The sequence below is a fragment of the Ruegeria sp. BJ6 genome (genome assembly GCF_056537885.1).
In genome coordinates, this window is sequence record NZ_JBQFSG010000006.1 from 188,032 (window position 1) to 215,015 (window position 26,984).

Here is a 26,984-nt window from a genome sequence, read left to right on the forward strand (position 1 = left end):
ATGCTCATGCCCGGCGAATGGCGCCCCGAACACAAACTGTTCCCCTATCAGGTGGGCTTTACATCTCCGCCCTTCGACTTTGACGCGGCCCCTTCGGACTTCCTGCGCATGTGCCCCGAGACGGTTGGCGTGCATGGCTGGATGTTGCATGTGCCCGACTATGTGCACGGGCTGGACCAACGCAAAAAGAACTTTGGCATGCTCGAAGATTTCGTCCACTGCATGTCCCGCAATGGCGTCGATGTTTGCGGTCAGGTCGGCTCGAACTGGGTACATGCCTGCGGGCTGGGGGTCGAAGGCGTACGTCAGCATTGCGAGGATCTGTCCGACAAACACGGCATCCGTTTTCACATGGCCGGTTACGCCATGGTCGAGGCCCTGCGCGAGATGAATGTGGAAAAGGTCGCCCTCAACGCCGCCTATCACTGGCCCGAATGGTGGCAGGGTACGGTCGGCTTTCTGCGCGAGGCCGGGTTCGACGTGCTTTATGCGGGCAACTTCCACGATCAGGGCTGGTTCGCCGATCAGGAAGAGGTCAACTCCTATCGCTGGGTATTTGACGGTGATCTGGCCCGGAAGAGTTTCGAATATGTTGCCGAACAGGCCCCGCAAGCAGACGCGATCCTGATTAACGGTATGTGCAACTTCCGCACTGGCCCCGGCGGTTTACCGCAACGCCCGTTGCATCTGGCGGACGAGTTGGAAACCGCTCTGGGCAAACCGGTCATCGGTCACGACATCGCGCTTTACTGGCGCATCTTCAAATCGCTGGGCCTTGCCCCCGAGACGCCGCGCGGGCGACTGTTACAAAGCCTCTAGGCGCACAAACAGGTTGTACAAACCGGAAGAAACCCCCTCAGAAACAGGTACAAAATGCACAAAATCCTTGCCCTCTGGGCTGTTCCCCGCTCGACCTCGACCGCCTTCGAATGGATGATGCGACAGCGCGGCGATCTGGACTGCCTGCACGAACCCTTTGGCGAAGCCTGGTATCAGGGCGAGGAACCCCTGTGGCACCGCTTTCAGCCGGGCGAGAAAACAACACCTGGCCTGACACTGGAAACCGTTTGGGCGGATGTGCAGGACCGCGCCCGCAAAGGGCCGGTCTTCATGAAGGATTTCCCCCATTATATCAATCACATGTGGGATGCTGAGTTTCTTTCGAACTTCAACCACGCTTTCCTGATCCGCGATCCGGCCAAGACGATCACCTCGATGTACAAGCAATGGCCGGACTTTGCCGAAGGCGAGGTCGGCTTTCCCGAACAGCGTGCACTGTTTGACCTGCTGACCGCCCTGAACGGTACGCCACCTTGCGTAATCGACAGCGACGACTTGCTGGAAAATCCTCATAGTATAACGAAAAAATTCTGCGAAAACATGAGGATACCGTTCATCGAAGAGGCCCTCAGCTGGGAAGCGGGTGGGGATCCGTCGGCCCATAGCTGGTGGGATGGCGGCTCGTTTCACGGCAATCTCGCCAAGTCCACCGGGCTGACCCCGCAGCCGCGCAAACACATTTCGCTGGATGAAGCCCCGGATCGGGTGAAACAGGTACACCGCCGGATGAAGCCGCACTACGATCACCTATATAAACATCGGCTGACAGCCTGATCCCATAACACCGAGTATCACGGAGACCCCAATGGCAGACATCTTTGACGAAGACCTTTTCCTAAAAGGGCTGGAACAGCGCAAAGGCACACTTGGCGCGGAATATGTCGAAAAAAATCTTGCCGCTGCCGATGACTTTACGCGCCCGTTTCAGGAAGCCATGACAGCCTGGTGCTGGGGCTTCGGCTGGGGAGATGACGTGATCGACGCAAAAACGCGCTCGATGATGAACCTGTCCATGATCGGCGCCTTGGGAAAGATGCACGAATGGGAAATTCATTGCCGGGGCGCAATCACCAACGGCGTCAGCAAAGAGGAAATTCGCGCTATTATTCATGTGGTTGGAATTTATTGCGGCGTCCCACAGGCCCTGGAATGTTTCCGTGTGGCCCGCAAAGTTCTGGACGAAGCCGGGCAACTCTGACCCTCGGCCAATTGCCCAAAAAGAAGGCCCGCTTTCAGGCGGGTCTTTTTTTGATCTCATCCTGATATGTTACAAAATTAGTGCCTTTACATCATACTCGTTACATTTCTCTTGCTGCGAATCGCTTCCTCGCGTATTACCCGACCAATCGGTCACTTAATGACGCCCTACGCATGACTGGAGTTTCTGACGCATGGACGCCTTTATCTGCGACGCACAACGGACCCCGATCGGACGCTACGGCGGTGCGCTGTCACAGGTTCGCACGGACGATCTGGCAGCTATTCCGCTTGCGGCTCTGAAAGAGCGAAACCCACAAGTGGATTGGTCTAGTGTCGATGACGTCATTTTTGGCGATGCCAATCAGGCCGGGGAAAGCAACCGGAACGTCGCGCGGATGGCCGCCTTGCTGGCGGGATTGCCGGTCGAGGTTCCCGGCACCACGATTAACCGGCTGTGCGCATCAGGAATGGACGCTGTGGGCATGGCTGCGCGCGCTATAAAAGCGTGTGATTATGACATGGCCATCGCAGGCGGCGTTGAAAGCATGTCGCGCGCGCCGTTCGTTATGCCCAAGGCAACAAGCGCCTTCACCCGCTCAAACGCGGTTTACGACACCACCATCGGCTGGCGCTTCGTCAACAAAAAGATGCAGCAGATGTACGGCACGGATTCGATGCCACAGACCGCTGACAACGTGGCCGATGATTATGATATTGGCCGCGCCGATCAGGACGCATTTGCCGCACGCAGCCAGGCCCGCTGGGCCGCGGCGCATGAGGCCGGGGTGTTCAAGGAGGAGATCACCCCGGTCACCATCCCACAGCGCAAAGGTGATCCAATCATCGTGGACACCGATGAACATCCCCGACCGGGCACAAGCGCCGACAAGCTGTCCGGGCTCAAGGGCGTCAACGGGCCAGACAAATCAGTGACGGCCGGAAACGCCTCGGGCGTGAACGACGGTGCCGCGGCAATCCTGCTGGCAAACGAGGCTTCCGCAGCCAAGAACAGCCTGACGCCGATTGCCCGCGTCGTAGGCATGTCTGTTGCAGGCGTTGAACCGCGCGTCATGGGAATTGGTCCCGTACCTGCCAGCCGCAAGGTGCTGGCGCGCGCCGGGCTAACCATCGACCAGATGGATGTGATAGAATTGAACGAGGCTTTTGCGTCTCAGGGCCTGGCCACCCTGCGCGAACTTGGTGTCGCCGATGATGCACCCCATGTGAATCCCAACGGCGGCGCGATTGCCATCGGTCATCCTTTGGGCATGTCCGGCGCACGTCTTGTGATGACCGCAGCCTATCAACTGCAGCGTACAGGCGGGCGCTATGCGCTTTGCACCATGTGCGTTGGGGTTGGTCAGGGGGCCGCACTTATACTTGAACGCGTCTAAGGCGCGGGCTGAACAGCGGGAACAGATAACATTCGCCGCGCGACAGAGAAAACGTGAGGAGATCCGATATGTACGCTCAGATGATCAAGACAGCTGGAACCGGCGTCAAATCCCGTGAAGAGATGACGGATCAGGAACGTGCCTTTCAGGACAAAATCGACGCAGATATCAAGATCGAGCCAAAGGACTGGATGCCGGACGACTATCGCGCGACGCTGATCCGCCAGATTGGCCAACACGCGCATTCGGAAATCGTCGGACAATTGCCCGAAGGCAACTGGATCACCCGCGCGCCGACACTCGAACGCAAGGCGATCCTGCTGGCCAAGGTACAAGACGAAGCAGGGCATGGCCTGTATCTGTACTGCGCAGCCGAAACGCTGGGCGTGTCGCGCGATGAGATCACGGAAATGCTGCTGGATGGCCGTATGAAATACTCGTCCATTTTCAACTATCCGACATTGAACTGGGCCGATATCGGCGCGGTTGGCTGGCTGGTCGATGGTGCGGCGATCATGAATCAGGTGCCGTTGCAGCGAACCTCGTTTGGCCCCTATTCGCGTGCGATGATCCGCATCTGCAAGGAAGAGAGTTTTCACCAGCGGCAGGGCTACGATGCCATTCGGAAAATGGCCGAAGGCACACCTGAGCAAAAGCGAATGGCGCAGGACGCCCTGAACCGGCTTTGGTATCCGTCCCTCATGATGTTCGGACCATCCGACAAGGAATCCGTCCACAGCGCCCAGTCGATGGCTTGGAAAATCAAGATCAACACCAACGATGAACTGCGCCAGAAATTCGTGGACCAGACAGTACCTCAGGCAGAATATCTGGGGCTGACGATCCCCGATCCGCACCTGAAATGGAACGAAGAGCGCGGCCATTACGACTATTCAGACCCGGACTGGTCCGAATTCTTCGACGTTGTGCGGGGAAATGGCCCCTGCAACGTTGACCGGTTGGCAGCGCGCAACAAGGCCTGGGACGACGGGAAATGGGTGCGCGACGGTTTGCTGGCGCATGCCCGCAAGAAAAAAGCCACCGGCCTGGCCGCCGAATAACCCCACTCGTATGGAGGACTGCACATGAAAAACGAATGGCCCCTTTGGGAAATCTTCATCCGTGGCCAGCACGGCATGAGCCACCGGCACGTCGGTTCGCTGCACGCCCCTGACGCAGAGATGGCGATCAAGAATGCCCGCGACGTCTATACTCGCCGGAACGAGGGCGTGTCGATCTGGGCGGTCGAGGCCAACAACATCGCGGCAAGCTCGCCCGGCGACAAAGGCCCTCTGTATGAGCCGAGCGAAAGCAAGGTTTACCGCCATCCGACCTTTTTCGACATCCCCGAAGAAGTGGGGGCAATGTAATGACCCGCGATGAGGCATTCCTGCAATTCCTGCTGCGGATGGGGGACAACACCCTGATCCTCGGCCACCGTGTCAGCGAATGGTGCGGTCATGCACCTGTGCTGGAAGAGGACATTGCTTTGGCCAACACGGCGCTGGACCTGATTGGACAAACCCAGATGTGGCTGGGTCTTGCGGGCGATGTTCAGGGCGAAGGCAAAAGCGCCGATGATCTGGCGTTTCTGCGTGATGCGTGGGACTTCCGCAATGTGCTGCTGGTCGAAGTTCCCAACGGCGACTTTGGCCGCACTTTGATGCGCCAATTTCTGTTCGATGCCTGGCACTCGATCATGCTGGGTCGTCTGATGAAATCATCCGACGAACGTGTTGCCGCAATTGCAGAGAAGGCAAGCAAAGAGGTTGCCTATCACCTGGAACGCTCGGGCGATACCGTGGTCGGTCTTGGCGATGGAACCGAGGAAAGCCACGCCCGGATGCAGGATGCACTGGACTACCTCTGGCCCTACGTCGGTGAGATGTTTGCTGGCGATGACGTGGATGCAGAAATGTCCGCCGCGGGTATCGCGCCTGATCCCGCCGGGTTGCGCGAAGAATTTGACGCCCTTGTAGGGCGCGTGCTGACTGAGGCGACGCTGACCATTCCGGAAAGCCGTTTTGCCCACAAGGGCGGGCGCGACGGACGGATGCATACCGAACACCTTGGGCATCTTCTGACGCAGATGCAGTGGCTGCAACGCGCCTATCCGAATGCGAGTTGGTAAATGACGATGACACGCGCTTCGGTCGATCAGATTTGGGAGTGGCTCGATACCGTTCCCGACCCCGAGATCCCGGTGATCTCGGTCGTGGATCTGGGTATCGTGCGCGATGTTCAATGGGATGCGGAAACACTGAAGGTCACGGTGACGCCAACCTATTCAGGTTGTCCGGCGACATCGGTGATCAGCATGGATATCGAAACGGCCCTGCGCGATCACGGCATCAACGATATCCGTTTGGAAACAAGCATCTCTCCGGCTTGGACGACCAACTGGCTAAGTCAGAAGGGCCGCGCAAAGCTTGAGGAATATGGCATCGCTCCACCCCAGCCCGCGGGTGGGCCGGAGCGATGCCCGAATTGCGGCAGCAAGGCAGTAGAAAGGGTCAGTCAATTCGGTTCGACCCCCTGCAAGGCCCACTGGCGCTGCACCGATTGCCTGGAACCATTTGATTATTTCAAGTGTATCTGAGCCCTAGAAAAGGAGAACAGCCGGATGGCACGCTTTCACGAACTGGAAGTCACAGACATCCATAAAACGATCCGTGACGCAGTGGTGGTCACGCTTGCACCGGTCAACGGTGCAGCCGAAGAGTTCGAGTTCACCCAGGGGCAGTACCTGACATTCCGCAGGGACTTCGACGGAGAGGAACTGCGCCGGTCATATTCGATTTGCGCGGGCAAGGATGACGGGGTGCTGCAAGTGGGCATCAAGCGCGTCGACGGCGGTGCCTTTTCCACCTGGGCCAACGAAGAACTCAAAGTCGGTGACAGATTGCAGGCCATGCCGCCAATGGGCAGCTTTTTCACGGCCATCACTCCCGGTGCTGAAAAACAGTACCTTGGGTTTGCGGGCGGCTCGGGCATTACACCGGTTCTGTCGATCCTCAAGACGACTCTGGCGCGCGAACCCGATGCTCGGTTTACCTTGGTCTACGCCAACAAGGGCGTGAACACGATCATGTTCCGCGAGGAACTGGAAGACCTCAAAAACCTTTATATGGGCCGTCTGAACGTGATCCATGTGCTGGAATCCGATGCGCAGGAAATTGACCTGTTCACCGGGCTGGTAACGCAGGAAAAATGTGCCGAGCTGTTCCGACACTGGATCGATATCGAAAACGTCGACACAGCCTTTATCTGCGGCCCTGAACCGATGATGCTGGGTATCGCCGCAGCCCTGCGTGCGCATGGTCTAGACGACGGTCAGATCAAGTTCGAGCTGTTTGCAAGCGCCCAACCCGGACGGGCGAAACGCAAGGTCGTGTCGGCGGATGCCGCGACAAGCGCCAACCAGACCAAGACGTCGATCACGTTGGATGGGGCAACGCAAACCATCACCATGCCCAAGGACCTGTCGATCCTCGACGCGGCTTTGGAAAACGCCATGGATGCACCTTATGCATGCAAAGCCGGAGTGTGTTCGACCTGCCGCTGTAAAGTCATCGAGGGCGATGTCGAGATGGTCGCGAACCATGCGCTGGAAGATTATGAGGTAGAGAAAGGCTATGTGCTGAGCTGCCAGGCCTTCCCGCTGACAGACACCGTTGTCGTCGACTACGACCAGTAAGGGAGAAGAACTATGGCCGAAGACATGACGATCGAAAGCTATCTGGCCGCCGGTGGTGTTCTGACCAACCCCACCAATGTCCCGCCGCGCTATCGTGCCGAGCTGATGAAGCTGATGGCGACATTCGTGGACAGTGAGCTGGCCGGTGCAGCGGGTTTTGCCGACATCATCAATCAAGGGCCGGGCATCAAAGAGCGGATTGCAGCCGCCAGAATCGTTCTGGAAAAGACCGACCATGCTGATCGGGTCCTGCGCATCATGGGAGAGTTTGGCGCCAATGCCGAACGGTATGTAAGCCACCACCCGTGGACCACCCGGCTTGATCGTGGGGCGGATGTCGGCGCGACCAGATCCGAACATGACATGCGGCTTGCGGTCTTCAACTACCCGATTGAGGGTTGGGTAGACGCCGTTGTTATGAACCTTCTGATGAGCCGTGCCGTCGCCGTACAGCTGGCTGAGTTTTCCCTGATCTCATATCAACCGCTTGCCGAAGCCTTCCGGACCATTGCCCCGGTGGAGGCACATCACGGCGAACTTGCGCTGGAGGGTGCGGTGAAGCTTCTGGAACAGGGTCATACAAACGAGATGCAGGACGCCGTTGACTATTGGTGGCCGCGTGTTTCGGAAAGCTTTGGGACGGGGTCATCACAGAAGCTGGTAAGCCTTCGCGAGATGGGCCTGCGCAAGTCATCCAATTCCGAGCTCAAAACCAGATGGGACGCGGAAGCCGGCGCAATCCTGACAAACCTCGGCCTAAAAAAACCGGAGTAAATTACCCCACTTGGGGTACTCCCGCCTGTCGTTGACGCCTTCGGCGCCGCCTCCCGTTGGGCCGGGCCGCGCACGCCGGAGCGCGCGCGGCGGGCGCACATTCTCAAATCCCTGCGCAAGCGTAACCCGCCGCCACGCACTCATTCACGCGAGCGGCTGATCAGTCCAAACTTCAAAGCCCAGGAGCGTAACGAACCGCGCTTTTTTCCGCTGCCTGTTTTGACCACAGCATCATTTGCGCCGCCCTTACGATTGAATTCATAGACGTCGATCACTTTTTCAGCGCAGCCACAGGCTTCGCCCAGCCCGACTTTGGTGAAGTAGAACTTCTCGAAACTTTCCGGGGTTTGCATCGCGATCCTCCCTGCCTCATTGAAGCAGCATTCCCGGAGGCACCCAAGTCAATTTATCGCGCGTCAGAGACCCTGAACACCATGAAGTGTCAAATTGCTGACCAGATTGGCATAGTCCTCGCGCGCAGCCGTATCGGCCCCGGAATTCCACATGTAGTACCAGTTCAGCATACCAAAGACTGACATCGTCGTGGATCTGAGCTTGTTCACGTCACCCCGGAACACGTCCGGGGCAATCTCGGTGATTATGCCGCTCAGGAACTCGATCATATCCCGTTGATACCCGCGCAGCAGCTTTTGCTGGTCCGCAGGAAGGGCCGACATTCCACTGGTCTGTACCCTGTGTTCGTCATCGACACCCTGATAGGCCAGCAGGATTTCCGCTACCACTTTCTGCAGCCGATCCGCAGCGTTCAGGCCTTCGATTTCGATCCCGCAAATCAGATCGCGCAGCTCGCGCAGATAGGTTTCAAGGATGTCGAACAGGATCGCATCCTTACTGTCGTAGTAGTGATAGATATTGGCCTTGGAGATTCCGCATTCGCGCGCAAGTTGGGTCATCGACGCGCGGTCGAACCCCTCACGCGCAAAGACGCGCGCGGCGGATTTCAGTATCTGCGCGCGCTTCTGGTCATGGTCTTTGGCTATCGTGCGGGCCAAACCTCACTCCTTATCCCGGTTATCGACAACGCGCTTGGCCTTGCCCTGACTGCGTTCAACATCGCCGGGCTCGCCTACAACAATCTCGGTGGAAACACCAACAATGTCCTTGATACGCTTGGTCAGCATGCGGGCTGCCGCGGTTTTGCTCAGCTCGTCCGCTGCGTCCGGCAGAGCCTCGACAAAGACCCGCATGGCATCCATCCGGCCTGCCTTGTACAATTCGATCTGGTAATGCGGCGCAAGACCGCCCGTCGCCATGACCTGTTCCTCGACCTGACTGGGGAACACGTTCACGCCACGCAGAATGATCATGTCGTCCGATCGTCCGGTGATCTTTTCCATCCGCCGCATCGAGCGCGCGGTTCCCGGAAGAAGGCGCGTCAGGTCGCGGGTACGGTAGCGGATCATTGGCAGGCCCTCTTTTGTAAGGGTCGTGAACACCAACTCTCCCATTTCGCCGTCGGGCATCACCTCACCGCTCACGGGGTCAATGATTTCGGGATAGAAATGATCTTCCCAGATCACCGGTCCATCCTTGGTTTCAACGCATTCGTTGGCAACGCCCGGCCCCATAATTTCGCTGAGTCCATAGATGTCGACCGCATGCATGTCGAACGCCTGCTCAACCTCCTTGCGCATGGCGTCGGTCCAGGGCTCGGCCCCGAATACCCCCACAGACAATGAGGTTTCGCGGGGATCCATGCCAACCTTATGATATTGCTCAAGAATGTTGAGCATATAGGACGGCGTTACCATGATCCCGTCCGGCCTGAAATCGGTGATCAGGCCCACCTGTTTTTCGGTCTGGCCGCCGCTCATCGGCACGACAGTCGCGCCAAGACGCTCGATCCCGTAATGCGCGCCCAGCCCGCCCGTAAACAGGCCGTAACCATAAGCATTGTGAACCATGTCGCCTTTGCGCAGACCGCTTGCACGCAGCGACCGCGCCACTAGATCCGCCCAGTTATCGATATCGCCCTGCGTGTATCCGACCACTGTTGGCTTGCCGGTCGTACCGGACGAGGCATGCAGGCGGATGATCTGCTCACGCGGCACGGCAAACAGGCCAAAGGGATAGTTGTCGCGTAGGTCGTTCTTGTAGGTAAACGGAAATTTCGCCAGATCGCCCAAGGATTGCATATCGTCGGGGTGCACTCCGGCCTCATCAAAGCGCTGCCTGTACATCGGTACATTGTCGTATGCGTGACGCACCGACCATTTCAAACGGTCCAGCTGAAGCTTGCGGATTTCATCGATTGACGCGATTTCAATCGGATCCAGATCGGATTTGTTCGGGGTCAGATCCTTCATGGTGTCCTCCTCGCCTTAATTCTCATCAAACAACGCACCTTTGATCGCGCGGGAAAACCCCCTGAATTCCGCGATCCTGCGTCCGTCCTGATTGGTTACTGTTACGTCATATACTCCGCTGCGCCCGGTCAGGCTCAGCTCGGTTGCCGTTGCGGTCAAACGATCACCCTGCCGGGCCGGAGCAATAAAGCTGATGACATTGTGCTGAGCGACCGTGGATTGATTGCGGCTGTTGCAGGCAAAAGCAAAGGCACTGTCGGCCAGCATGAAAGTCACACCTCCGTGGCAAATGCCGTGCCCGTTGCAGTGATGCGGCGCAACGGTCATCTCAAGTGCGGCGGTCCCCTCGTCGATATGAGTGATTTCCATTCCAGCCCATTTTGACGCAATATCTTCGGCCCACATCGCCGCGGCGGCTTTTTCGGCGCGTTCCTTTGGCGTCATATCATTCGCCCCGGAACTTTGGCGCACGTTTTTCGAGAAACGCCGTGACGCCTTCCGCATAGTCGGCGCTTTCGCCACAGGCCTTCATTGCGTCGGCTTCCAGCTCCAGATGATCGGTCAACGTGTCAACCGCTGCGGCTTGAATAGCCATTTTGGTCAGACCAAGCCCCAGAGTCGGCCCGTTCGCAAACTGTTCGGCCATGGCACGGGCTTCGTCCATCAGGCGATCGTCAGGCAACGATTTCCAGATCAATCCCCACTCTTCCGCTTGTTTCGCGGGCAGCGGTTGCGCGGTCAGGGCCAGCCCCTTGGCCCGCGCTTCACCCAACAACCGCGGCAGATGCCAGCTGCCGCCAGTGTCCGGTATCAACCCGACTTTGGAGAAAGACTGAATGAACTTGGCGGATTCCGCCGCCATAACGATATCGCAGGCCAGCGCAAGGTTCGCCCCCGCTCCGGCCGCGACGCCGTTTACCGCGCAGATCACCGGAAACTCCAGTGACCGGATCAGGCGCACCAGCGGCGCATAGAAAGAACGCACTGTCTGTCCCAAATCCGGCGGTCCATCCATTTTTGACGGATCACGATCAGCCAGATCCTGCCCCGCGCAAAAACCACGTCCCGCGCCCGTCAACAGAATCGCACGTGCGCCATTATCACGCGCGGCTTCCAGTGCGCCCCGCAGGGCCGCGTGCATCTCAGCAGTGAAACTGTTCAGGCGATCCGGACGGTTGAGAGTTATTTCGACCCAATTTCCATGGTCCTGCGCAACAATCGTATCTGACATGACCTCCCCGCTTTTCAGATGTTGTTACAAATTTCTTGCATAAACCGAACGGTTGGTCAATAAATTCTTCGAATCTCGATTCCCGTGAAGAAAAGGGGGAAATGATGACTCGGAAAGGTTCAACTTGTCCGGCACAAACGGATCAGATTTGCAGTCTTTCTGAAAAAAATCGCGAAACCAAAGCCTTGGGGCCCCAGCAGAAACCTGCCCGATATCTGTTTCGCGATTTACCAACCCGTTGATAGTTACAAAATTGACTATTAACACATTAATGACTTATGTTTCGGAGGAGGATACCAGTCATGAAATTCACCAGGCTTTCAACCTTGCTTGCCACCGCAGCTCTTGCGGTCAGCGGAACAGTTGCAACGGCAGCCGACTACACGTTGACAATTTCCAGCTGGGCGCCGCCAACGCACGGCATCAACGCCAAGATGTGGCCCAAGTTCGTCGAGATGGTTGAAGAGGCCACAGACGGCAAAGTCACCGCCGAACTCAAGCTTGGCATCGCCCCGCCCCCGGCACAGATGGACCTGATCATGGATGGTGCGGCGGATGCATCGATCATCTTTCACGGCTATCAGCCGGGCCGCTTCGTCACCACGAAGCTGATTGAATTGCCCGGATATGAGGGTTCGGCCGAGGCTGCATCAGTTGCCTATTGGCGTGCCTATGACAAATACCTTAAAGACGCGGACGAGCATCGCGGGGTTAAGGTCGTCGCGTTGCACACACACGGCCCCGCCCAGCTGCACTCCAGCTCATCTGTTACCGAACTTGGTGAGATTTCCGGCCTCAAGGTCCGCATCCCAGGTGGTGTTGGTGGCGACGTGGGAACCGCGTTGGGCGCGACGGGCATCCAGGTGCCTGCCCCCAAGGTTTACGAGACGCTGGCCTCCAAGGCGGCTGACGGTGTCGTGATGCCCTTTGAATCCCGCAAGGGCTTTAAACTGACCGAAGTGGCACAGAACGTTTACGAGATGCCCGGTGGCCTTTATCGTGGTTCCTTCGCCTTCATCATGAACGAAGACACCTTTGCCGACCTCCCCGCAGACCTGCAGGCGGCGCTTGACGAAAACGTCTTTGGTGAACCGCTGAGCCGGGAGATCGGTAAAATCTGGGACGAGATTGACGCGATCGGTCGCGAAGCAACGGAAAGCACCGATGGCAATGCAATCAACGCAGCCTCTGACGCCGATCTTGAGAAATTCTCGGTCATTGCAGAGGATGTGCGCGGAAAAGTCATCGCCGAAGTCAGCGAAACCGGCGTGGACGCGCAGGCGGCCTATGACATGATCCGGTCGGAAATGGCGTCCAACTGATCCAGTCTGCGGGGCGGCGCGACGCCGCCGCCCCCAGCCAACCCCTTTCGGGAGCAGCCAAATGACCTCTCTCATCCAGCTTGTTCGGCGGGTCAGCATTTTGCCGGTTTTCGTAGCCAGCGCAGCGTTGTTCATCCTCATGATCATGACGTTTTGCGATGTGATCCTCAGATCCGTCTTCAATTCCCCGATCGAGGCTGCAACGGAACTGACCCGCATCCTGATGGCGATACTGGTCTTTTCGGTCCTTCCGATCATATCGGTCACCAACGGCCATATTGCCGTCGACCTGACCGACGGAATATTCCATCGTCTGCGTCTGAGCCGAATTCGCGACGCTGTGATCTATCTGGTCAGTGGCGTGATGCTGTTCTGGCCCGTCCAGCGGGTCTGGGTGCTGGCGGAACGCGCGCGCGACTATGGCGACGTGACTGAATATCTGTCGATCCCGACCTATCTCGTCGGCTGGTTCATCACCATATCCGTGGCAATCACGGCAGTGGTCATGATCATCACCGGCCTGCTTCATCTCTTTGCCCCCAATACCCTGTCGGAGCATGCCAAATGACCGCCGCGCTTATCGGATTTGCACTTGTCCTTGTTCTGGTACTTGTGCGCTTGCCCATCGTTTTTGCAATGGGCCTCGTGGGCACCTTTGGCTTTGCCTATGAACGCGGAGGCTCAATCTTCGATGAGCGCGGGCTCAAAGCCGCGATGTCGATGGTGGGCCGCCAGATCACAGACACCGCGCAGGATTACGGTTTGTCCGTTGTGCCGCTGTTCATCCTGATGGGTCTGTTCGTCAACAAAGGTGGCATGGCGCGCGAGCTTTATGCAGTTTCCAACGCCTTTCTGGGTCACATGCGGGGTGGAATCGCCATGGCGACCGTGGCGGCATGCGGTGGGTTTTCCGCCATCTGCGGCTCGTCCTTGGCTACCGCCGCCACCATGTCCAAGGTCGCCATGCCGCAAATGCGCCGCTACGGCTATTCAGACGAGCTGTCCACCGCATCCATCGCGGCAGGCGGTACGTTGGGCATTCTGATCCCGCCCTCGGTTATTCTGGTCATCTATGGCCTGCTGACCGAAACCTCGATCGGCAAGCTGTTCATGGCCGGTATCATTCCGGGCTTGCTCGGCATCCTGTTTTATCTTTTTGCCGTACGCTGGACCGTCTGGCGCAACCCCGAAGCAGGTCCGGCGGGTGAGCGCGCCGACTGGGGCGAGCGTTTTCGCGCGCTGGGTTCGGTCTGGGCCGTGCTCTTGCTGTTCTTTCTCGTTATCGGCGGGCTTTACGGCGCCTTCGATTTCGAGCCGCTGAACCTGACGTTTTCGCCCACCGAAGCCGCGGGCATGGGTGCCGCCGGCGCATTCCTGATCGCCTTGTTCCGCGGTGGCCTGACCATCGGATCGACCTTCGAAGTCCTCAAAGAAACATGCTTTACGGCGGCCGCCCTGTTCGCGGTACTGATCGGCGCACAGATCTTTTCCAACTTCATCAACCTCGCTGGTCTGCCCGAGGCGCTGATTGCGCTGGTTACGGCCTATGACGTTTCGCCGTTTGTCGTAATCCTGATGATCCTGGGCATCTACATCATCCTTGGTTGCGTTTTTGAATCGCTGTCCATGCTGTTGCTGACGGTACCGATCTTCTTTCCGCTGGTGACCTCGCTGGGTTATGATCCGATCTGGTTCGGTATCGTCGTTGTTGTTGTGACGGAAATTTCCCTGATCACTCCGCCTGTTGGTCTGAACGTGTTCATCCTGAAGGGCGTGGTCGGAGATGTGTCCACCGGCACGATCTTTCGCGGCGTGACACCTTTCTGGGTCGCTGACATTTTCCGGCTGGCGTTGATCGTTCTAGTCCCGATTGTCGTATTGTACCTGCCGCAGCAGATGGGCGCACTGGGTCACTGAAAACGGCGACCGGAGCAACCGCCGGTCGCAGCCTCATTGCGTTAAACATTCATTTATTGACCGATCATTCGGTTAATTATATTCTAACGATACCGTGCTGCCCGGCGGTGTAACAGGAACAGGAGAGTCCGATGACCTTGCAACAGATTTCCAGTTTTGCCGCCGGAGAATGGATCGCACCCGACGCAGGCGCCCGAACCATCGCTTCGGCCATCACAGGTGAGGCTTTTGCAAGCGCCGGAAATTCGTCGCTTGATACCAAGGCCATGCTGGAATTTGCACGCAACACGGGCGGTCCGGCCCTGCGCAAGCTGACCTTTCATGAACGCGCAAAGATGCTCAAGGCGCTGGCTCAGGCCCTGACGACGCACAAGCAGGCGCTATACGATCTCAGCTTCAACACGGGCGCCACGCAAAACGACCACCTGATCGATATTGACGGTGGTATCGGCACGATGTTCGTCTTTGCCTCCAAGGGTCGCCGCGAGATGCCAGACAGCCATGTCTATCTGGACGGAGATGTCGAGCAACTATCGCGGCACGGCACCTTTTTGGGGCAGCACATCTGCACACCGCTGCACGGCGTGGCCGTTCACATCAATGCGTTCAACTTTCCGGTCTGGGGCATGCTTGAGAAACTGGCCCCCACCCTTCTGGCGGGTGTTCCCGCCATTGTGAAGCCCGCGACCAACAGCTGTTATGTGACTGAGCTGGCCGTGAAAGTCATGCTGGACAGCGGCATTCTGCCCGCCGGGGCGCTGCAGCTGGTTTCAGGTGGGATCGGCGACATGCTGGATCACCTGACCTGTCAGGATGTGGTCAGCTTTACGGGGTCGGCCGATACCGCACTGAAGCTGCGGCAGAATCCTGTGATCCTGCAGAATTCTGTCCGTTTTGTTGCCGAACAGGACAGCCTCAACGCCTCAATCCTCGGTCCGGACGCGGCACCCGGCACACCTGAATTCGACCTGTTCGTGAAAGAGGTCGCGCGCGAGATGACGACGAAGGCCGGGCAGAAATGCACCGCCATTCGCCGCATCATCGCCCCCGAAGGGCTTGTCCAACCGGTTATCGAGGCGCTTTCGGCCCGTCTTGCAAAAACCACCATTGGCGATCCCCGGCTTGAAACGACCCGAATGGGGGCGCTGGTTTCAAACGGACAAAAGGCTGATGTTCTGGCCAAGGCAGAAATCATCGGGCAAGAGGCGGAGCGGGTTTTTGGTGATCCTGAGTCGTTTGCCATCGAAGGCGCGGATACGGAAAAAGGCGCGTTTGTCCCGCCGATGCTGTTTCACTGCGCCGACCCGGACAACGCCAATCGCGTTCACGATACCGAAGCTTTTGGGCCTGTCTCGACCATCATGGGCTATCGCGACACAGATCATGCCATTGCAATTGCTAATCGAGGTCAGGGGTCGCTGGTTACCTCACTGATCACGCATGATCCGGACATCGCGCGCAATGTGGTGCTGGGGGCTGCGGCCTATAACGGGCGCATCTACATCAACGACCGCGACTCGATGAAGGAATCGACCGGGCACGGCTCCCCCCTGCCCCACATGGTGCATGGCGGCCCCGGTCGCGCGGGAGGCGGCGAAGAACTGGGCGGTGTTCGCGGCGTCCAGCACTACATGCAACGCACCGCCATTCAGGGCTCACCCGAGATGCTGACCGCAATCGGTCAAACCTGGGTTCCCGGCGCGACCGAAGTCAAAGGCCCGAGCCATCCTTTCACGCGGAAATTCGGAGATCTGTCGATCGGTGAGACGCTGCATACCACGTCCCGCACCGTGACGATGGACGACATCGAACATTTCGCCCATTTCACGGGTGACACGTTTTATGCCCACATGGACGAAGAAGCGGCCAAAAGGAATCCATTCTTCCCCGGCCGCGTGGCACATGGCTATCTGCTGCTCAGCTTTGCCGCAGGGCTGTTTGTCGAACCGAACGAGGGACCTGTTCTGGCCAATACCGGACTGGACAACCTGCGCTTCATGAAACCGGTCAGCGCGGGCGACAGCATCAAAGTCCGCCTGACGGTCAGGAAAAAGACCCGCCGCACCGACGAATACGGCGAGGTTCGCTGGCACGTTACCCTGACCAATCAGGATGACGACAAAGTCGCGGAGTACGAGTTGCTGACCATGAACGCTTATTGAGGACCATGGTCCAATCGGAACCTTCAATTTCGGTGTTTGTGTTTTTCTTATCCGCGCTAAGGGTTTAAACTGGTCCCATGACCAGTGACCAAAGGTGGTTCGAAACCGCAGTGGCCGATCTGACTGACCCGCACAATCTGCGCGTCTGGTCGATCATCGTCTCGCTGTTCGGCGACCTCGCACAGGAGCGGGGCGCACAGATTTCAGGCGGCGCGCTGACTCGCATCATCGAACCGATCGGCATCAAACCCGAAGCGATCCGTGTCGCGTTGCACCGTCTGCGCAAGGATGGATGGATTGAAAGCGCCCGTATTGGCCGCGTCTCAATGCATTTTCTGACTGATTTTGGCCGAACCCAATCCGCCCAAGTCACGCCCCGTATCTATGCAACCGAACAAGTGACGCCGGAAACGTGGCACATACTGATTGCCGAGGAAGGGCCAGGTATTCGCACGCTGGATGATCTGCTGCTGACCCGTGATTACACATCCATGGGCAAGAACATTGCCATGGCGTCGGGACCACCACCCCGGAATTGCGAGGGCCTTATGGCGTTCGAGGTAACCGCGCGCTCGGTCCCCATGTGGTTGCAGACCCGCATTTGCCCGCCGGAGTTGCGCGAAGCCTGCGAAAGCCTGCGTGATGCTGTCCGGCGTGCCCACGATACGCGCCCGTCGGGCTGGGACCCATCCCCGGCGCAAGTTGCGACCTTGCGTACACTGATTGTCCACAGATGGCGCCGGGTCGTTTTGCGGCACCCGGATTTGCCACCGATCTTTTTTCCGAAGGACTGGGCCGGGCCGTCCTGCCGAACCGAAGTATTCAGACTGCTGGATACCCTGCCTTGCCCGAAAGTCGCCGACGTCAATCAATCGGATTGACCCAACGGCATCTGCCACACAGGCTGCGCGATCCAATTCCTTTTGTTACGCTTCAGGCTGAACGCCCAGCGGAGGATCGGCGCGCCATGACGCACCAGACCGACATGCTTATCATAGGCGCCGGATTCTCGGGCCTTGTCATGGCGATCGAGGCGCGAAAGCGTGGGAGTTCGGACATCACGATATTGGAAAAGGCCGGCGATATCGGCGGCACATGGCGTGAGAACACCTATCCTGGTGTCGCATGTGATGTACCCTCGCACCTGTATTCAATGGCGACACACCTCAACCCAGACTGGAGCACTGCCTATGCCGGTGGCGCTGAGATTCAATCCTATCTGCAGCGTGTCGCACGGGATGAGGGATTGTATGATCTTTGCCACTTTCATCAGGTGTTCAAGTCCGCCAGATGGGCGGGCGGCCGCTGGCATGTCGAAACCGAAGACGGCCACAGGTGGTCTTCGCGCATTCTGGTGTCTGCGATAGGTGCGCTGCACATTCCATTGATCCCGGAAATACCGGGCGCCGACAGCTTTCCCGGCCCTGCATTTCATTCAGCCCAATGGAATCATTCCCGGGATTTGTCAGGCAAGCGTGTGGCGGTCATTGGAACAGGTGCATCCGCGGTGCAATTTGTTCCGGAAATAGCAAAAACCGCAGAAGAAATCACGATTTTCCAGCGCACTCCGCCCTATGTCCTTCCTCGCCCGGACGGACCGATCGCGCCATGGGTTCGTAAGCTCTACGGCCGGTTTCAGGCATTGCCCAGATTGCGGCGGGAACTGATCTACAGGATATTCGAATTCCGCCACCGGGTCTTTCGCGGCGAAGAGGGGGCCGTCAATTTCGCCATGAAAATGTGGCGGAAGTCACTGACAGACGCCATCTCCGATCCGGCTCTGCAAATAGCGCTGACGCCGGATTACCGGATCGGGTGCAAGCGCATACTCAGTTCGAACGACTGGTATCCGGCCCTGGCCCGCAGAAATGTCGAACTGATCCCAAGTGGTGTCGAATACATCGAGGGAAACAGGATCATTGCAAGCGACGGCAGCCAGACCGAAGCGGACGTTCTGATATGGGGCACTGGTTTTCGTGTTACCGACGCAATGGAACGGCTGAACATAAGCGGCGTCGAGGGGCAGACGTTGCGCAAGGCCTGGGCCAACGGCATGCAGGCCAATCTTGGCACTGCAGTTGCGGGGTTTCCGAATTTCTTCATCCTGCTCGGGCCACATACCGGGCTGGGCCACAACTCGGTCGTGCTGATGATCGAGGCGCAGGTGGAGCATATCGGAAAGGTGCTGACACAGATGAAGGCAGACGGGCTAAGCATCATAACTCCGGATGCCGAGAAGCAGGCTGCGTTCACCCGCGAAATGCAAGAACGCCACTTAAACAGCGTGTGGCAAGCAGGTGGTTGCACCTCGTGGTATCAGGACGCTGAGGGCCGGAATACGACGCTTTGGCCGGGGACTGTGGCCGAGTACAAAAAACGCATGGCTCGCTGCGGGCTGGAACAATACCACGGAATTGATCCATCTGAATTGACCGGGGAAAATTGATATGAATGTGCTTTTGATCTTAGTCCTACTCATCGGTGGTCTACTGCTTGGGCTCCATCTCTGGACCCGGCGGCTCGCCCGGCAGGGATTGGAACTGGTTCCTCAACTTGGCAAGGTCATCCCGGTTGACGGCGGCAGCATTCACTATGTTGAAGCGGGGGACCCTGCCCGCCAGACTATTGTTCTGATCCATGGTCTGTCCGGCCAGTTACAGCATTATACCTACGCCCTGATGGACCTGCTTGCAGAGGAGTATCACGTTATCGCGGTCGACCGGCCGGGGTGCGGATATTCCACGCGGGAAAGTGCCGAGCTTGGCACACTGCCCGAGCAGGCGCGCATGATTCATCAGCTCCTTCAGATCAAGGGCGTGTCAGACGCCGTTCTGGTCGGCCATTCTCTGGGTGGGGCGGTTTCACTGGCGATGGCGCTGGACTATCCCAAGGACGTCTCGGCTCTGGCCCTGTTGTGCCCGCTCACCCACAAAGTGCCCGACACACCGGCTGCATTCAAAGCTCTGGAGATACGCACCGGATGGCTGCGAAATCTCATTGGTAACACCATTGCGGTGCCCATGGCGCGGAAAACTGCCCCGCAGGTTCTGGCTGATGTGTTCGCGCCCGAAAATGTCCCTGACGACTTCATCTACAAAGCCGGAGGCGCACTGGGGTTGCGCCCGTCTGCCTATATTACCGCGTCTCAGGACGTGATTGGTGCGGATTCGAGCATCCAGCACCAAGCCGATCGCTACAATACCCTGACAGTTCCCGGGGCCATCCTGTTTGGCGCAGAGGATAAAATCCTGTCACCGCGGCAACATGGCGAGCCGATGCGCCAATTCGATATCGCTGTTGAGGAACTGGAAGGACGAGGGCACATGATCCCGATCACCGCTCCCGCAGAATGTGCCGCATTCATTCGAAATGTAGCGACCTCACATCAAATCCCGCAGGAGACCGCCGGATCGCAATAACAGGTTCAAATGATGAAAATGGAAAGAGGGAAGAAACCGGTAATTCCACGGTTTTCCCTCTTGACCCTAACCCACACCTCCCTTAAATCGCCTCTCACTCATGGCGGAGTAGCTCAGTTGGTTAGAGCAGCGGAATCATAATCCGCGTGTCGGGGGTTCAAGTCCCTCCTCCGCTACCACCACCCCCACCTTACATTCTTGGTTCAGACGAAGGCGCTTTTGTGCCCCTTAACCTCGACGGGATGGCGTCATTTTCCACCGAGGACACAACGATTTCAGAAATGAGAGACCTGATGACGCCCAGCGTTTGGGCCTCTGGTTTTTCAGCGGGATTACCCATTGAGGCCAGGAGACCCTGAATAGCGCAGATATCCTGTTTCGGTTGCGGGATCAAAGGAGATCGCGTCACTGCTCGCATCCGATGAATGCAGTTCTTCTTGCGCCCTCCTCAATTGGGATTTCGCTTCAACGAGCTTTGCTTCCCCATTTCCCCGGGTTCAATCGGCTCGGACGCCAGGAAAGTGGTCTACCAGGAAATCGATCAAAACCCGCACCCGTCGCGGCAGGAAGGTTGTTTCCGGGCGTAGAATGAAGATCCCGCCCCCGGCGTCTTGTTCAGTGCAATCAGTTAACACTGGCACCAACTGGCCATCTAGCAGGTCTTGGGAGATGAGAAACTCTGGCAGCCAAGCAATGCCTCGCCCCGCGCAGCACGCTGCATAGAGAGCTTCCAGGCTGTTGCAAATGAAGCCAGGGCCAAGCCGTGCATGCCCGTGTGGTGCTCGGACAATTCCCCAATCCGAAATGTGCCTCTCATGGCCCAGGCGCAGACATTTGTGTGTGGTAAGCTCTTCCGGTTGCTGAGGGATGCCATGCCGTTTGAGATAGTCAGGTGCGGCACATGGCACCCGCCGGTTGGCCATCAATTTTCGCGAGACCAGGGATGAATCGCGTAACGCACCACTGCGGATCGCAAGGTCAAAACCTTCTCCGACCAAATCGACCAATTTGTCGGTCAGCAGCAGTTCGATCTCAACCTCGGGATGTCGCTCCATGAATTCGATCGCCAGCGGAACTACATACAGGCGGCCAAGAGCCGCAGCGCTTGTCACGCGGATTGTGCCGCGCAGCCTGTCGCCATCATCGGCAATATCCTCTTCCAGCGCTGTCAGGCGAGCAAGAAGACCCCGCGCTTCCTCCACATATCGCAGCCCTGCATCGGTCAAGGCCATACGCCGGGTCGAGCGGACAAGAAGCGGCACCTTCAATCGCTGTTCCAGCTGATGCACCCGTTTACCCACAGCGGACGGGGTGTATCCCAACACTCTGGCGGCGGCTGAGAAACTGCCGTGATCAACAACTTCCAGAAAGATCTCCATTTCTGTCTTTTGCATCATTTGTTCCAAAATCTATCAAGAGATGATCCTGATAGCCATCTTATCATACGAACTTATCCAAAGTATCTCAGATTGAGTTGGAAACCCCAAGGAGAACCGCCTTGCGCACCGCTTCGAACGTCTCCCTATTCTCACCACTCACTTTGCCGAACGGGCATGTATTGAAGAACCGGATCATCAAATCAGCGATGTCGGATTCGTTGGCGGATGGCCAGGGAAACCCAACTGCTGCTCAGATGCGGCTTTATGAACGCTGGGCTGAAGGGGGGCTTGCCGCGTCGATCATCGGCGAGGTGCAGGGTGATCCGCGGTATCCCGAGAAACCGGGCAATCTGGTACTGGATGGTGCAGCTGACGAAACGGCGTTTCGCGACCTTGCGCGGCGCGGGTCGGCAAACGGAACCCAATTGTGGTTGCAGCTTGGGCATGCTGGGGCAATGGCTCATCATCCGATCAGCAAACCCAGAGGGCCAAGCGCCATCGACTTTCCTGACTTCCGCAGCGAAGCCATGTCAATCGCCGAGATAAGGGCCGTCCCAGGTCGCTTTGCCCGCACCGCGCTGCGTGCGGCGGAATTGGGATTTGGCGGCGTGCAAATCCATGCCGCACACGGCTTCCTCCTGAGCCAGTTTCTGTCGCCACTATTCAATCGCCGAACCGATGCTTATGGCGGTTCGATACAGGCGCGGATGCAGCTACTCATTGAAACGGTCGAAACCGTTCGATCGTCGGTCCCATCCGACTTTGTGGTAGCAGTAAAGCTGAATGCAACTGATCAACTCGACGGAGGCCTCACGGAAGACGAAGCACTCGAAGTCATTGCCGGACTTGAAGGCAAGGGTGTCGACCTTCTGGATATCAGCGGCGGGACCTATTTCCCCGGGGCACCTTCCAGCTCAGAACGCGCGACGAAGGGTCCTTACTTTGTCGACTTTGCGCGCGCTGCGCGTCGACTGATATCAGTTCACCTTATGGTCACCGGCGGTTTCAAACGCAAAGAGGAGGCTGAAGCTGCAGTCCGATCAAGGGATGTGGATGTCGTGGGAATGGCGCGGGGTATTGTCCTTGATCCCTCCTTGCCCGCAAAATGGCAGGCCGGGAAAAGTGATCCCTCTTTCCCCCAATTTGCCACCTTGCCGCCCGGAGGAATGACTGCTTGGTTTACCATGCGCATGACCGATCTCGGAGAAGATCGAGAGGACCATGCTAACCGGGACATCAGTGAAGCTATTGCAGAATATGAGAAACGCGATGAATTGCGCGTAGTTCAGTGGAAGAGGAAGTTTTCTGCTCTGTAAGGTGTTCCAGCCCTGAAAGGGTGGCTTTCCCCAAATCGGTCATTGACCCAATCTGCAGCGAGGGGCAGGAAAACACCCGATCTCACATGCATCGAACGACCCAGAGCGGTCACTCATTGGGGTCGGATCATGCCGCGTTTGCAGCGTACATTCCAGACAGTCGCTGTGCGCGCCAAATGAGGCGGAAAGAGTACGGATTTTGTGATAGTTGCAATTCGACAGTCTACGAGTTTGATCTAACAAAAAGCAAAATTTCAGAAATCAATTAAACGGCGTGAAACCTAGAAAAAACTAGGGATTCAGATGACAGATCATTCATCAACTAGCTTTAGCGCATCACTCACATCGGCCGTATTCTCACCTCCTTTTACCCTATCCAAAGCAGTAAGAAGTTCAGGGATCGCACTGCGCGACTGTCCAAAAAGTTTACTTTGCTTTGTGTAATCTACGGACGTTCGAAGTTCGAACATCCTTGCCTTCTGGCTTCTCGCTGCATCTAAAGCTTTAAGAAATTCCTTTTCCGCCAACTCATTCTCGCAACGTGCTAGCGCGTAAACTCGATCCGTCTCAGCCCGAGCCCATCCTTCATTTGTGCGATGCTGCTGATCATGGGCCTGAGCCAGCATATCCAAAGCCCCTTTCCGGTCACCTATTTTCAAAGTGAGCTCCGCGACTAAGGTCAGAAAGAAGGGTTTGTAGTTTCCCGCGCCACTTTCCCACCATGCGATCGACGCATTGTGTAGCGCATCGATCGTTTCTTGTTTTGGCGAAACATAGGCATTAACCCAGCTTCGCCAGAGGGTCGCAGTCAAAGACATGAATGTGAATGAATGCCCAGCTGAAATCTCCTCAAGCTCGTCAACTACCTCCAATACTTTCTCGGGTTCGCGACGCAACAGGTGAAGCATGCACAAATAGGTCAGTGACTGAGCAATGCTATGAGCGTGCTCTAGTTGTTTAGCCCCCGCCACCGCTCGATTTTGCATCTTAAGGGCCTCGTCGGGGTCGCCGCGCATCCACACGGCTAAACTCAGAAAACATGAGGTAATTGCCGCATGGTCCGACCCGTAGATAAAAGCCAGCTGTCCGTCACGCTCTCGGCTGTAGAGGTCCAGTGCCTTGCTTAAGTGCTTATATGCCGGGCTTAACTCTCCGATATGGAATAATACCGCTCCCATCGCGCGATGTGCCACCATCTGATGCTGCGTCTCACCGGTCGAGGCCGCCAAATCCAGCAATTGCCCTGCGACAGATCTTGCCAAATCGTATTCCGCACGGACCAAATGAAAGGAATACAATCCATTCAGAACCGGAAACAGGTGCTGCGTTTCTTCAACGCGGTCGCACAAGTCACGTATTCTTGCATAAACTGAACCGGTTTCATCGGCGGCAATCCCTGCGGTCGACCTCAGAACACCGGCCTTGAGAACCAGAATCTCAATTTCCCTACGATCCCGCTCAATACTCTGTTCCAACTCGCCAAGTTGCTCAAGCGCCAGTGAAAGCTGTGTGCTAGCCTCAGTGTTGGCAGATCGCTGGACCGCACGCTGACCCGCAAGGTAACGATAGTCTACGGCTTCCTTGTTCATGCCGGCCATAGTGTAATGATGCGCCAGAATTTCCGGACTCGCATCGCCCTTATGCGCCGACCTGTCATCCAATTGCTGCGCCACGCGAGAGTGTAGAACCCGGCGTTCTCGCTTCAAAAGACTATTGTAGGCAGTGTCGCGAATAAGGGCGTGGCAGTAGCTAAAAGTTTCAAAACCCTCGGCACGAGAAACCGTAACTATACCTGCCTCTACCAATAGCTCGAGACCCGCACGCAACGCTTTATCGCCGATGCCGGCCACTTTCGAGATCAACGGATAGGTGAATTGCGGTCCAATGACAGCTCCGATTTGGGCGACCTCTTTTGCGGAGCTCAAGCGATCAAGACGCGCCATCAGCGCATCATGCAACGTACTGGGCACCGAGTTCGCTGGTGAGACCCCACCCATCGAGTAGGTGTCCCTTCCCCTGGTCAGGATGCCCGACTCAAGGAGATCTTTGGTCACCTCCTCCACATATAGCGGAACACCGTTAGATCTTGCCGCGACCACGTCATACATCTCATTAGCAATCGTCTTGCCTTCGGCGACTTCGTCAACAATGGTTTTGACATGCTGAAAGTCTAATTGCTTCAAGACGACCTTTGTGAGGTTTGGCTGAAGTGTCCAACTCGGGTCGAACTCAGGTCGGAATGTCATAACAACAAGCACTGGAAGATCACGAATACGGTCAACGATCCGATCCAGAAGCAACTTAGTTGTCGGATCAATCCAATGGGCATCTTCAAAAAGGAAAAGAACCGGACCGCCCGCAGCCTCCGACGAAAGACTGTTCACCAACAAATCTAGAGAATGATCCATAATCTGCTGCGGCGTCAGTTCCAAAGGGCCTAATTGATCTTCGAACGGAATGGAAAGAAGTGTAGCGGCCAACTTCAGTGCTTCGTCGGATTTATCGCCCAACACGTCACGGATTTTTTCAAGCTTAACTTGGCTTGGCTGGTCTGCACGAAGATTTGCCGCGCTCTCAAGTTGGCGAACTACGGGATAAAACGCAGTCGCAAAATGATATGGAGAACATTGATATCTCGTTTGTGTGTGTGGAAAATCGGCAATGCTTTGTCGAAACTCTTCTACCAATCGCGACTTTCCAATTCCCGGCTCTCCTGAGACCAACACAACTTGCCCTAGACCTCCACTGGCAAGCTCCCACTTATCATTCAGCGCCTCCAGTTCTACAGAGCGACCGACCAAGGGTTTGAGCAGCACGTCATCTATCGCCATGAAACGGCTGACCGTTTCACGTGCCCTGGTCACTTGCCAAGCTTCGACTTCCTTAGCAAAACCCTTGAGCTTGAACGCACCGCGCAGAACGTACTCAAATGCATCACCGGCCAGCTGATGAGTGGTTGGGGCAATGATTATCGCCCCTGGATCCGCCATTGCCTGAAGACGCGCGGCCAGGTTGGGTGTCTCGCCCATCGCTGTCCCGTCCTCAAACATTTTCTCGCCTCGCAAATCACCGACCACTACCAATCCGGTTGCAATGCCTATTCGGACATTGAGTTTCGCGTGGGTGCGAATTTTCGGAATCTCATCGATGATACGCAGACCCGCACGGATAGCACGCTCGGGGTCATCTTCATGGGCATGCGGAAATCCGAAAAAAACCATGATACCGTCGCCATAATAACTGGCGGTGTGGCCATCAAACGCAGCGACAGCCGAGGCACAGGTTTCTTTGAAGAGCCGAAGAACATCAGCCAGATCTTCCGGATCGACTCGTTGCGCAATTTCCGTTGATCCGACCAGATCGATGAACATGACCGTAAGCTGGCGCCGCTCTGCCACGATTTCGGGGCCGTCGGAAGTGATGTGCTGTTTCAGCGCCTTTTCAGTGCTTGCGCGAACAGCCTTGAGGAACCGCCTTCTCGGTCCGAGGGGAAGCCCAATTGTTACCAAGTCTTCGTCAGTTAGTTCAGACAGTTCGCCAAATTCGACTTCGTGTTCAGCAAAAGCAGCAGCATACTTGGATAAACCATGTTTCTGGAGCCAGGTCGCGATATCGGACATCAAATAGTTTTGCTTGCGGTTGCAGCCGGACCACTTCGTACATTTTCCAGCAAGCATCTCCCCGTTAACTTAGTCCGCCATTTAGCCGGTGGTCTATTTGTCGAACAATGAGATCGTGTCTTGTTCTAATGAAGACGATCGTACCACATTAGGTCAAGGACTTCATCGGCTCTATTGACGCTGTGCCACACAGCATTGGACCTGGGCTAGTGGCTTCACGCAGTCCTAATTCGATGGTTGCTTGAGGACCTGCTCTGGGCCATCGCGTAGGTGACAGAATTTTCTTCCTTCAATTCCGGTGCATTCCGGTCGTTCGACCAGCTTTCGAGATGCTGTAGTGCGGCCATTCAAACCAGGCGTTCGCTGCGGCAGTGAGATCAGCCGTC

Annotated in this window: 25 protein-coding genes and 1 tRNA gene; 19 read left to right on the forward strand and 7 right to left on the reverse strand. The window is 56.9% G+C overall.

Annotated elements, in window-relative coordinates:
* The 10 genes from ACR0D6_RS14385 to ACR0D6_RS14430 all read left to right on the forward strand — a co-directional run bounded on the left by ACR0D6_RS14385 (position 1) and on the right by ACR0D6_RS14430 (position 7,905).
* Complete coding sequence (locus ACR0D6_RS14385) at positions 1–819, forward strand: aspartate racemase/maleate isomerase family protein (RefSeq protein WP_480451751.1); 819 nt, start codon at positions 1–3, stop codon at positions 817–819.
* 54 nt (positions 820–873) lie between these two features.
* Positions 874–1,614 carry a sulfotransferase-like domain-containing protein gene (locus ACR0D6_RS14390; protein WP_480765977.1) on the forward strand — a complete coding sequence of 247 codons (741 nt, stop codon included), beginning with the start codon at positions 874–876 and terminating at the stop codon, positions 1,612–1,614.
* A 31-nt stretch (positions 1,615–1,645) separates the two neighbouring features.
* The gene (locus tag ACR0D6_RS14395; RefSeq protein ID WP_480451748.1) at positions 1,646–2,038 is read left to right on the forward strand and encodes a carboxymuconolactone decarboxylase family protein; all 393 of its coding nucleotides are present in this window, start codon (positions 1,646–1,648) and stop codon (positions 2,036–2,038) included.
* Between the two features lie 193 nt (positions 2,039–2,231).
* The gene (gene pcaF, locus ACR0D6_RS14400; RefSeq protein WP_480765978.1) at positions 2,232–3,434 is read left to right on the forward strand and encodes a 3-oxoadipyl-CoA thiolase; all 1,203 of its coding nucleotides are present in this window, start codon (positions 2,232–2,234) and stop codon (positions 3,432–3,434) included.
* 68 nt (positions 3,435–3,502) lie between these two features.
* Positions 3,503–4,495 (forward strand): 1,2-phenylacetyl-CoA epoxidase subunit PaaA, encoded by a 993-nt coding sequence (paaA, locus tag ACR0D6_RS14405; RefSeq protein WP_480765979.1) that lies wholly within the window; start codon positions 3,503–3,505, stop codon positions 4,493–4,495.
* Positions 4,496–4,519: 24 nt separating this feature from the next.
* Positions 4,520–4,804: a 1,2-phenylacetyl-CoA epoxidase subunit PaaB gene (gene paaB, locus ACR0D6_RS14410; RefSeq protein ID WP_170654343.1), complete on the forward strand. Its 285-nt coding sequence runs from the start codon at positions 4,520–4,522 to the stop codon at positions 4,802–4,804.
* Positions 4,804–5,565 (forward strand): 1,2-phenylacetyl-CoA epoxidase subunit PaaC, encoded by a 762-nt coding sequence (paaC, locus tag ACR0D6_RS14415; RefSeq protein WP_480765980.1) that lies wholly within the window; start codon positions 4,804–4,806, stop codon positions 5,563–5,565. Before paaB ends, paaC begins: the two co-directional genes overlap by 1 nt.
* A gap of 6 nt (positions 5,566–5,571) precedes the next feature.
* Positions 5,572–6,033, forward strand: a complete 462-nt coding sequence (gene paaD, locus ACR0D6_RS14420; protein WP_480766017.1) for a 1,2-phenylacetyl-CoA epoxidase subunit PaaD — start codon at positions 5,572–5,574, stop codon at positions 6,031–6,033.
* Between the two features lie 24 nt (positions 6,034–6,057).
* Positions 6,058–7,131, forward strand: coding sequence for a 2Fe-2S iron-sulfur cluster-binding protein (locus tag ACR0D6_RS14425; RefSeq protein ID WP_480765981.1), 1,074 nt, complete (start codon positions 6,058–6,060; stop codon positions 7,129–7,131).
* Positions 7,132–7,143: 12 nt separating this feature from the next.
* Positions 7,144–7,905, forward strand: a complete 762-nt coding sequence (locus ACR0D6_RS14430; RefSeq protein ID WP_480765982.1) for a Phenylacetic acid catabolic protein — start codon at positions 7,144–7,146, stop codon at positions 7,903–7,905.
* A 140-nt stretch (positions 7,906–8,045) separates the two neighbouring features.
* Here ACR0D6_RS14430 and ACR0D6_RS14435 read toward each other — a convergent pair whose 3' ends face one another.
* From ACR0D6_RS14435 to paaG, 5 genes are all read right to left on the reverse strand, one after another.
* Positions 8,046–8,258, reverse strand: coding sequence for a hypothetical protein (locus ACR0D6_RS14435; RefSeq protein WP_480765983.1), 213 nt, complete (start codon positions 8,256–8,258; stop codon positions 8,046–8,048).
* Positions 8,259–8,321: 63 nt separating this feature from the next.
* Complete coding sequence (locus ACR0D6_RS14440) at positions 8,322–8,918, reverse strand: TetR/AcrR family transcriptional regulator (RefSeq protein ID WP_480765984.1); 597 nt, start codon at positions 8,916–8,918, stop codon at positions 8,322–8,324.
* A gap of 3 nt (positions 8,919–8,921) precedes the next feature.
* Positions 8,922–10,232, reverse strand: a complete 1,311-nt coding sequence (paaK, locus tag ACR0D6_RS14445) for a phenylacetate--CoA ligase PaaK (protein ID WP_480451734.1) — start codon at positions 10,230–10,232, stop codon at positions 8,922–8,924.
* 15 nt (positions 10,233–10,247) lie between these two features.
* The gene (gene paaI / locus ACR0D6_RS14450) at positions 10,248–10,676 is read right to left on the reverse strand and encodes a hydroxyphenylacetyl-CoA thioesterase PaaI (RefSeq protein ID WP_480765985.1); all 429 of its coding nucleotides are present in this window, start codon (positions 10,674–10,676) and stop codon (positions 10,248–10,250) included.
* Between the two features lies 1 nt (position 10,677).
* Positions 10,678–11,463 (reverse strand): 2-(1,2-epoxy-1,2-dihydrophenyl)acetyl-CoA isomerase PaaG, encoded by a 786-nt coding sequence (paaG, locus tag ACR0D6_RS14455; protein ID WP_480765986.1) that lies wholly within the window; start codon positions 11,461–11,463, stop codon positions 10,678–10,680.
* A gap of 302 nt (positions 11,464–11,765) precedes the next feature.
* Here paaG and ACR0D6_RS14460 point away from each other — a divergent pair, with 302 nt between their 5' ends.
* The 8 genes from ACR0D6_RS14460 (at position 11,766) to ACR0D6_RS14495 (ending at position 20,462) form a co-directional block, all read left to right on the forward strand.
* Positions 11,766–12,785 (forward strand): TRAP transporter substrate-binding protein, encoded by a 1,020-nt coding sequence (locus tag ACR0D6_RS14460; RefSeq protein ID WP_480765987.1) that lies wholly within the window; start codon positions 11,766–11,768, stop codon positions 12,783–12,785.
* Positions 12,786–12,846: 61 nt separating this feature from the next.
* Complete coding sequence (locus tag ACR0D6_RS14465) at positions 12,847–13,353, forward strand: TRAP transporter small permease (RefSeq protein ID WP_480765988.1); 507 nt, start codon at positions 12,847–12,849, stop codon at positions 13,351–13,353.
* Positions 13,350–14,702 (forward strand): TRAP transporter large permease, encoded by a 1,353-nt coding sequence (locus tag ACR0D6_RS14470; RefSeq protein ID WP_170654363.1) that lies wholly within the window; start codon positions 13,350–13,352, stop codon positions 14,700–14,702. Before ACR0D6_RS14465 ends, ACR0D6_RS14470 begins: the two co-directional genes overlap by 4 nt.
* Positions 14,703–14,833: 131 nt before the next feature.
* On the forward strand, positions 14,834–16,864 hold the full coding sequence (gene paaZ / locus ACR0D6_RS14475) for a phenylacetic acid degradation bifunctional protein PaaZ (protein ID WP_480765989.1): 2,031 nt from the start codon (positions 14,834–14,836) through the stop codon (positions 16,862–16,864).
* 77 nt (positions 16,865–16,941) lie between these two features.
* Positions 16,942–17,745, forward strand: a complete 804-nt coding sequence (locus ACR0D6_RS14480) for a PaaX family transcriptional regulator C-terminal domain-containing protein (RefSeq protein WP_480765990.1) — start codon at positions 16,942–16,944, stop codon at positions 17,743–17,745.
* Between the two features lie 86 nt (positions 17,746–17,831).
* Positions 17,832–19,310 (forward strand): flavin-containing monooxygenase, encoded by a 1,479-nt coding sequence (locus ACR0D6_RS14485; RefSeq protein WP_480765991.1) that lies wholly within the window; start codon positions 17,832–17,834, stop codon positions 19,308–19,310.
* 88 nt (positions 19,311–19,398) lie between these two features.
* The gene (locus ACR0D6_RS14490; protein ID WP_480765992.1) at positions 19,399–20,283 is read left to right on the forward strand and encodes an alpha/beta fold hydrolase; all 885 of its coding nucleotides are present in this window, start codon (positions 19,399–19,401) and stop codon (positions 20,281–20,283) included.
* 102 nt (positions 20,284–20,385) lie between these two features.
* Positions 20,386–20,462 (forward strand) — tRNA-Met (locus tag ACR0D6_RS14495).
* Between the two features lie 318 nt (positions 20,463–20,780).
* Here the strand turns inward: ACR0D6_RS14495 and ACR0D6_RS14500 are convergent.
* Positions 20,781–21,677 carry a LysR family transcriptional regulator gene (locus ACR0D6_RS14500; RefSeq protein ID WP_480765993.1) on the reverse strand — a complete coding sequence of 299 codons (897 nt, stop codon included), beginning with the start codon at positions 21,675–21,677 and terminating at the stop codon, positions 20,781–20,783.
* A 104-nt stretch (positions 21,678–21,781) separates the two neighbouring features.
* On the opposite strand from ACR0D6_RS14500, the gene ACR0D6_RS14505 reads away from it, so the two are divergent.
* Complete coding sequence (locus tag ACR0D6_RS14505) at positions 21,782–22,978, forward strand: oxidoreductase (RefSeq protein ID WP_480765994.1); 1,197 nt, start codon at positions 21,782–21,784, stop codon at positions 22,976–22,978.
* A 311-nt stretch (positions 22,979–23,289) separates the two neighbouring features.
* On the opposite strand, the gene ACR0D6_RS14510 is transcribed toward ACR0D6_RS14505, so the two are convergent.
* The gene (locus tag ACR0D6_RS14510; RefSeq protein ID WP_480765995.1) at positions 23,290–26,598 is read right to left on the reverse strand and encodes an ATP-binding protein; all 3,309 of its coding nucleotides are present in this window, start codon (positions 26,596–26,598) and stop codon (positions 23,290–23,292) included.
* Positions 26,599–26,984: the final 386 nt, after the last annotated feature.

Excerpts from the sequence above, each read along its gene's own strand:
- ACR0D6_RS14385 (WP_480451751.1), top strand. The coding sequence starts at position 1 with ATGCTCATGCCCGGCGAATGGCGCCCCGAACACAAACTGTTCCCCTAT.
- ACR0D6_RS14390 (WP_480765977.1), top strand. The coding sequence starts at position 874 with ATGCACAAAATCCTTGCCCTCTGGGCTGTTCCCCGCTCGACCTCGACC.
- ACR0D6_RS14395 (WP_480451748.1), top strand. The coding sequence starts at position 1,646 with ATGGCAGACATCTTTGACGAAGACCTTTTCCTAAAAGGGCTGGAACAG.
- pcaF (WP_480765978.1), top strand. The coding sequence starts at position 2,232 with ATGGACGCCTTTATCTGCGACGCACAACGGACCCCGATCGGACGCTAC.
- paaA (WP_480765979.1), top strand. The coding sequence starts at position 3,503 with ATGTACGCTCAGATGATCAAGACAGCTGGAACCGGCGTCAAATCCCGT.
- paaB (WP_170654343.1), top strand. The coding sequence starts at position 4,520 with ATGAAAAACGAATGGCCCCTTTGGGAAATCTTCATCCGTGGCCAGCAC.
- paaC (WP_480765980.1), top strand. The coding sequence starts at position 4,804 with ATGACCCGCGATGAGGCATTCCTGCAATTCCTGCTGCGGATGGGGGAC.
- paaD (WP_480766017.1), top strand. The coding sequence starts at position 5,572 with ATGACACGCGCTTCGGTCGATCAGATTTGGGAGTGGCTCGATACCGTT.
- ACR0D6_RS14425 (WP_480765981.1), top strand. The coding sequence starts at position 6,058 with ATGGCACGCTTTCACGAACTGGAAGTCACAGACATCCATAAAACGATC.
- ACR0D6_RS14430 (WP_480765982.1), top strand. The coding sequence starts at position 7,144 with ATGGCCGAAGACATGACGATCGAAAGCTATCTGGCCGCCGGTGGTGTT.
- ACR0D6_RS14435 (WP_480765983.1), bottom strand. The coding sequence starts at position 8,258 with ATGCAAACCCCGGAAAGTTTCGAGAAGTTCTACTTCACCAAAGTCGGG.
- paaK (WP_480451734.1), bottom strand. The coding sequence starts at position 10,232 with ATGAAGGATCTGACCCCGAACAAATCCGATCTGGATCCGATTGAAATC.
- paaI (WP_480765985.1), bottom strand. The coding sequence starts at position 10,676 with ATGACGCCAAAGGAACGCGCCGAAAAAGCCGCCGCGGCGATGTGGGCC.
- paaG (WP_480765986.1), bottom strand. The coding sequence starts at position 11,463 with ATGTCAGATACGATTGTTGCGCAGGACCATGGAAATTGGGTCGAAATA.
- ACR0D6_RS14460 (WP_480765987.1), top strand. The coding sequence starts at position 11,766 with ATGAAATTCACCAGGCTTTCAACCTTGCTTGCCACCGCAGCTCTTGCG.
- ACR0D6_RS14465 (WP_480765988.1), top strand. The coding sequence starts at position 12,847 with ATGACCTCTCTCATCCAGCTTGTTCGGCGGGTCAGCATTTTGCCGGTT.
- ACR0D6_RS14470 (WP_170654363.1), top strand. The coding sequence starts at position 13,350 with ATGACCGCCGCGCTTATCGGATTTGCACTTGTCCTTGTTCTGGTACTT.
- paaZ (WP_480765989.1), top strand. The coding sequence starts at position 14,834 with ATGACCTTGCAACAGATTTCCAGTTTTGCCGCCGGAGAATGGATCGCA.
- ACR0D6_RS14480 (WP_480765990.1), top strand. The coding sequence starts at position 16,942 with ATGACCAGTGACCAAAGGTGGTTCGAAACCGCAGTGGCCGATCTGACT.
- ACR0D6_RS14485 (WP_480765991.1), top strand. The coding sequence starts at position 17,832 with ATGACGCACCAGACCGACATGCTTATCATAGGCGCCGGATTCTCGGGC.
- ACR0D6_RS14500 (WP_480765993.1), bottom strand. The coding sequence starts at position 21,677 with ATGCAAAAGACAGAAATGGAGATCTTTCTGGAAGTTGTTGATCACGGC.
- ACR0D6_RS14510 (WP_480765995.1), bottom strand. The coding sequence starts at position 26,598 with ATGTCCGATATCGCGACCTGGCTCCAGAAACATGGTTTATCCAAGTAT.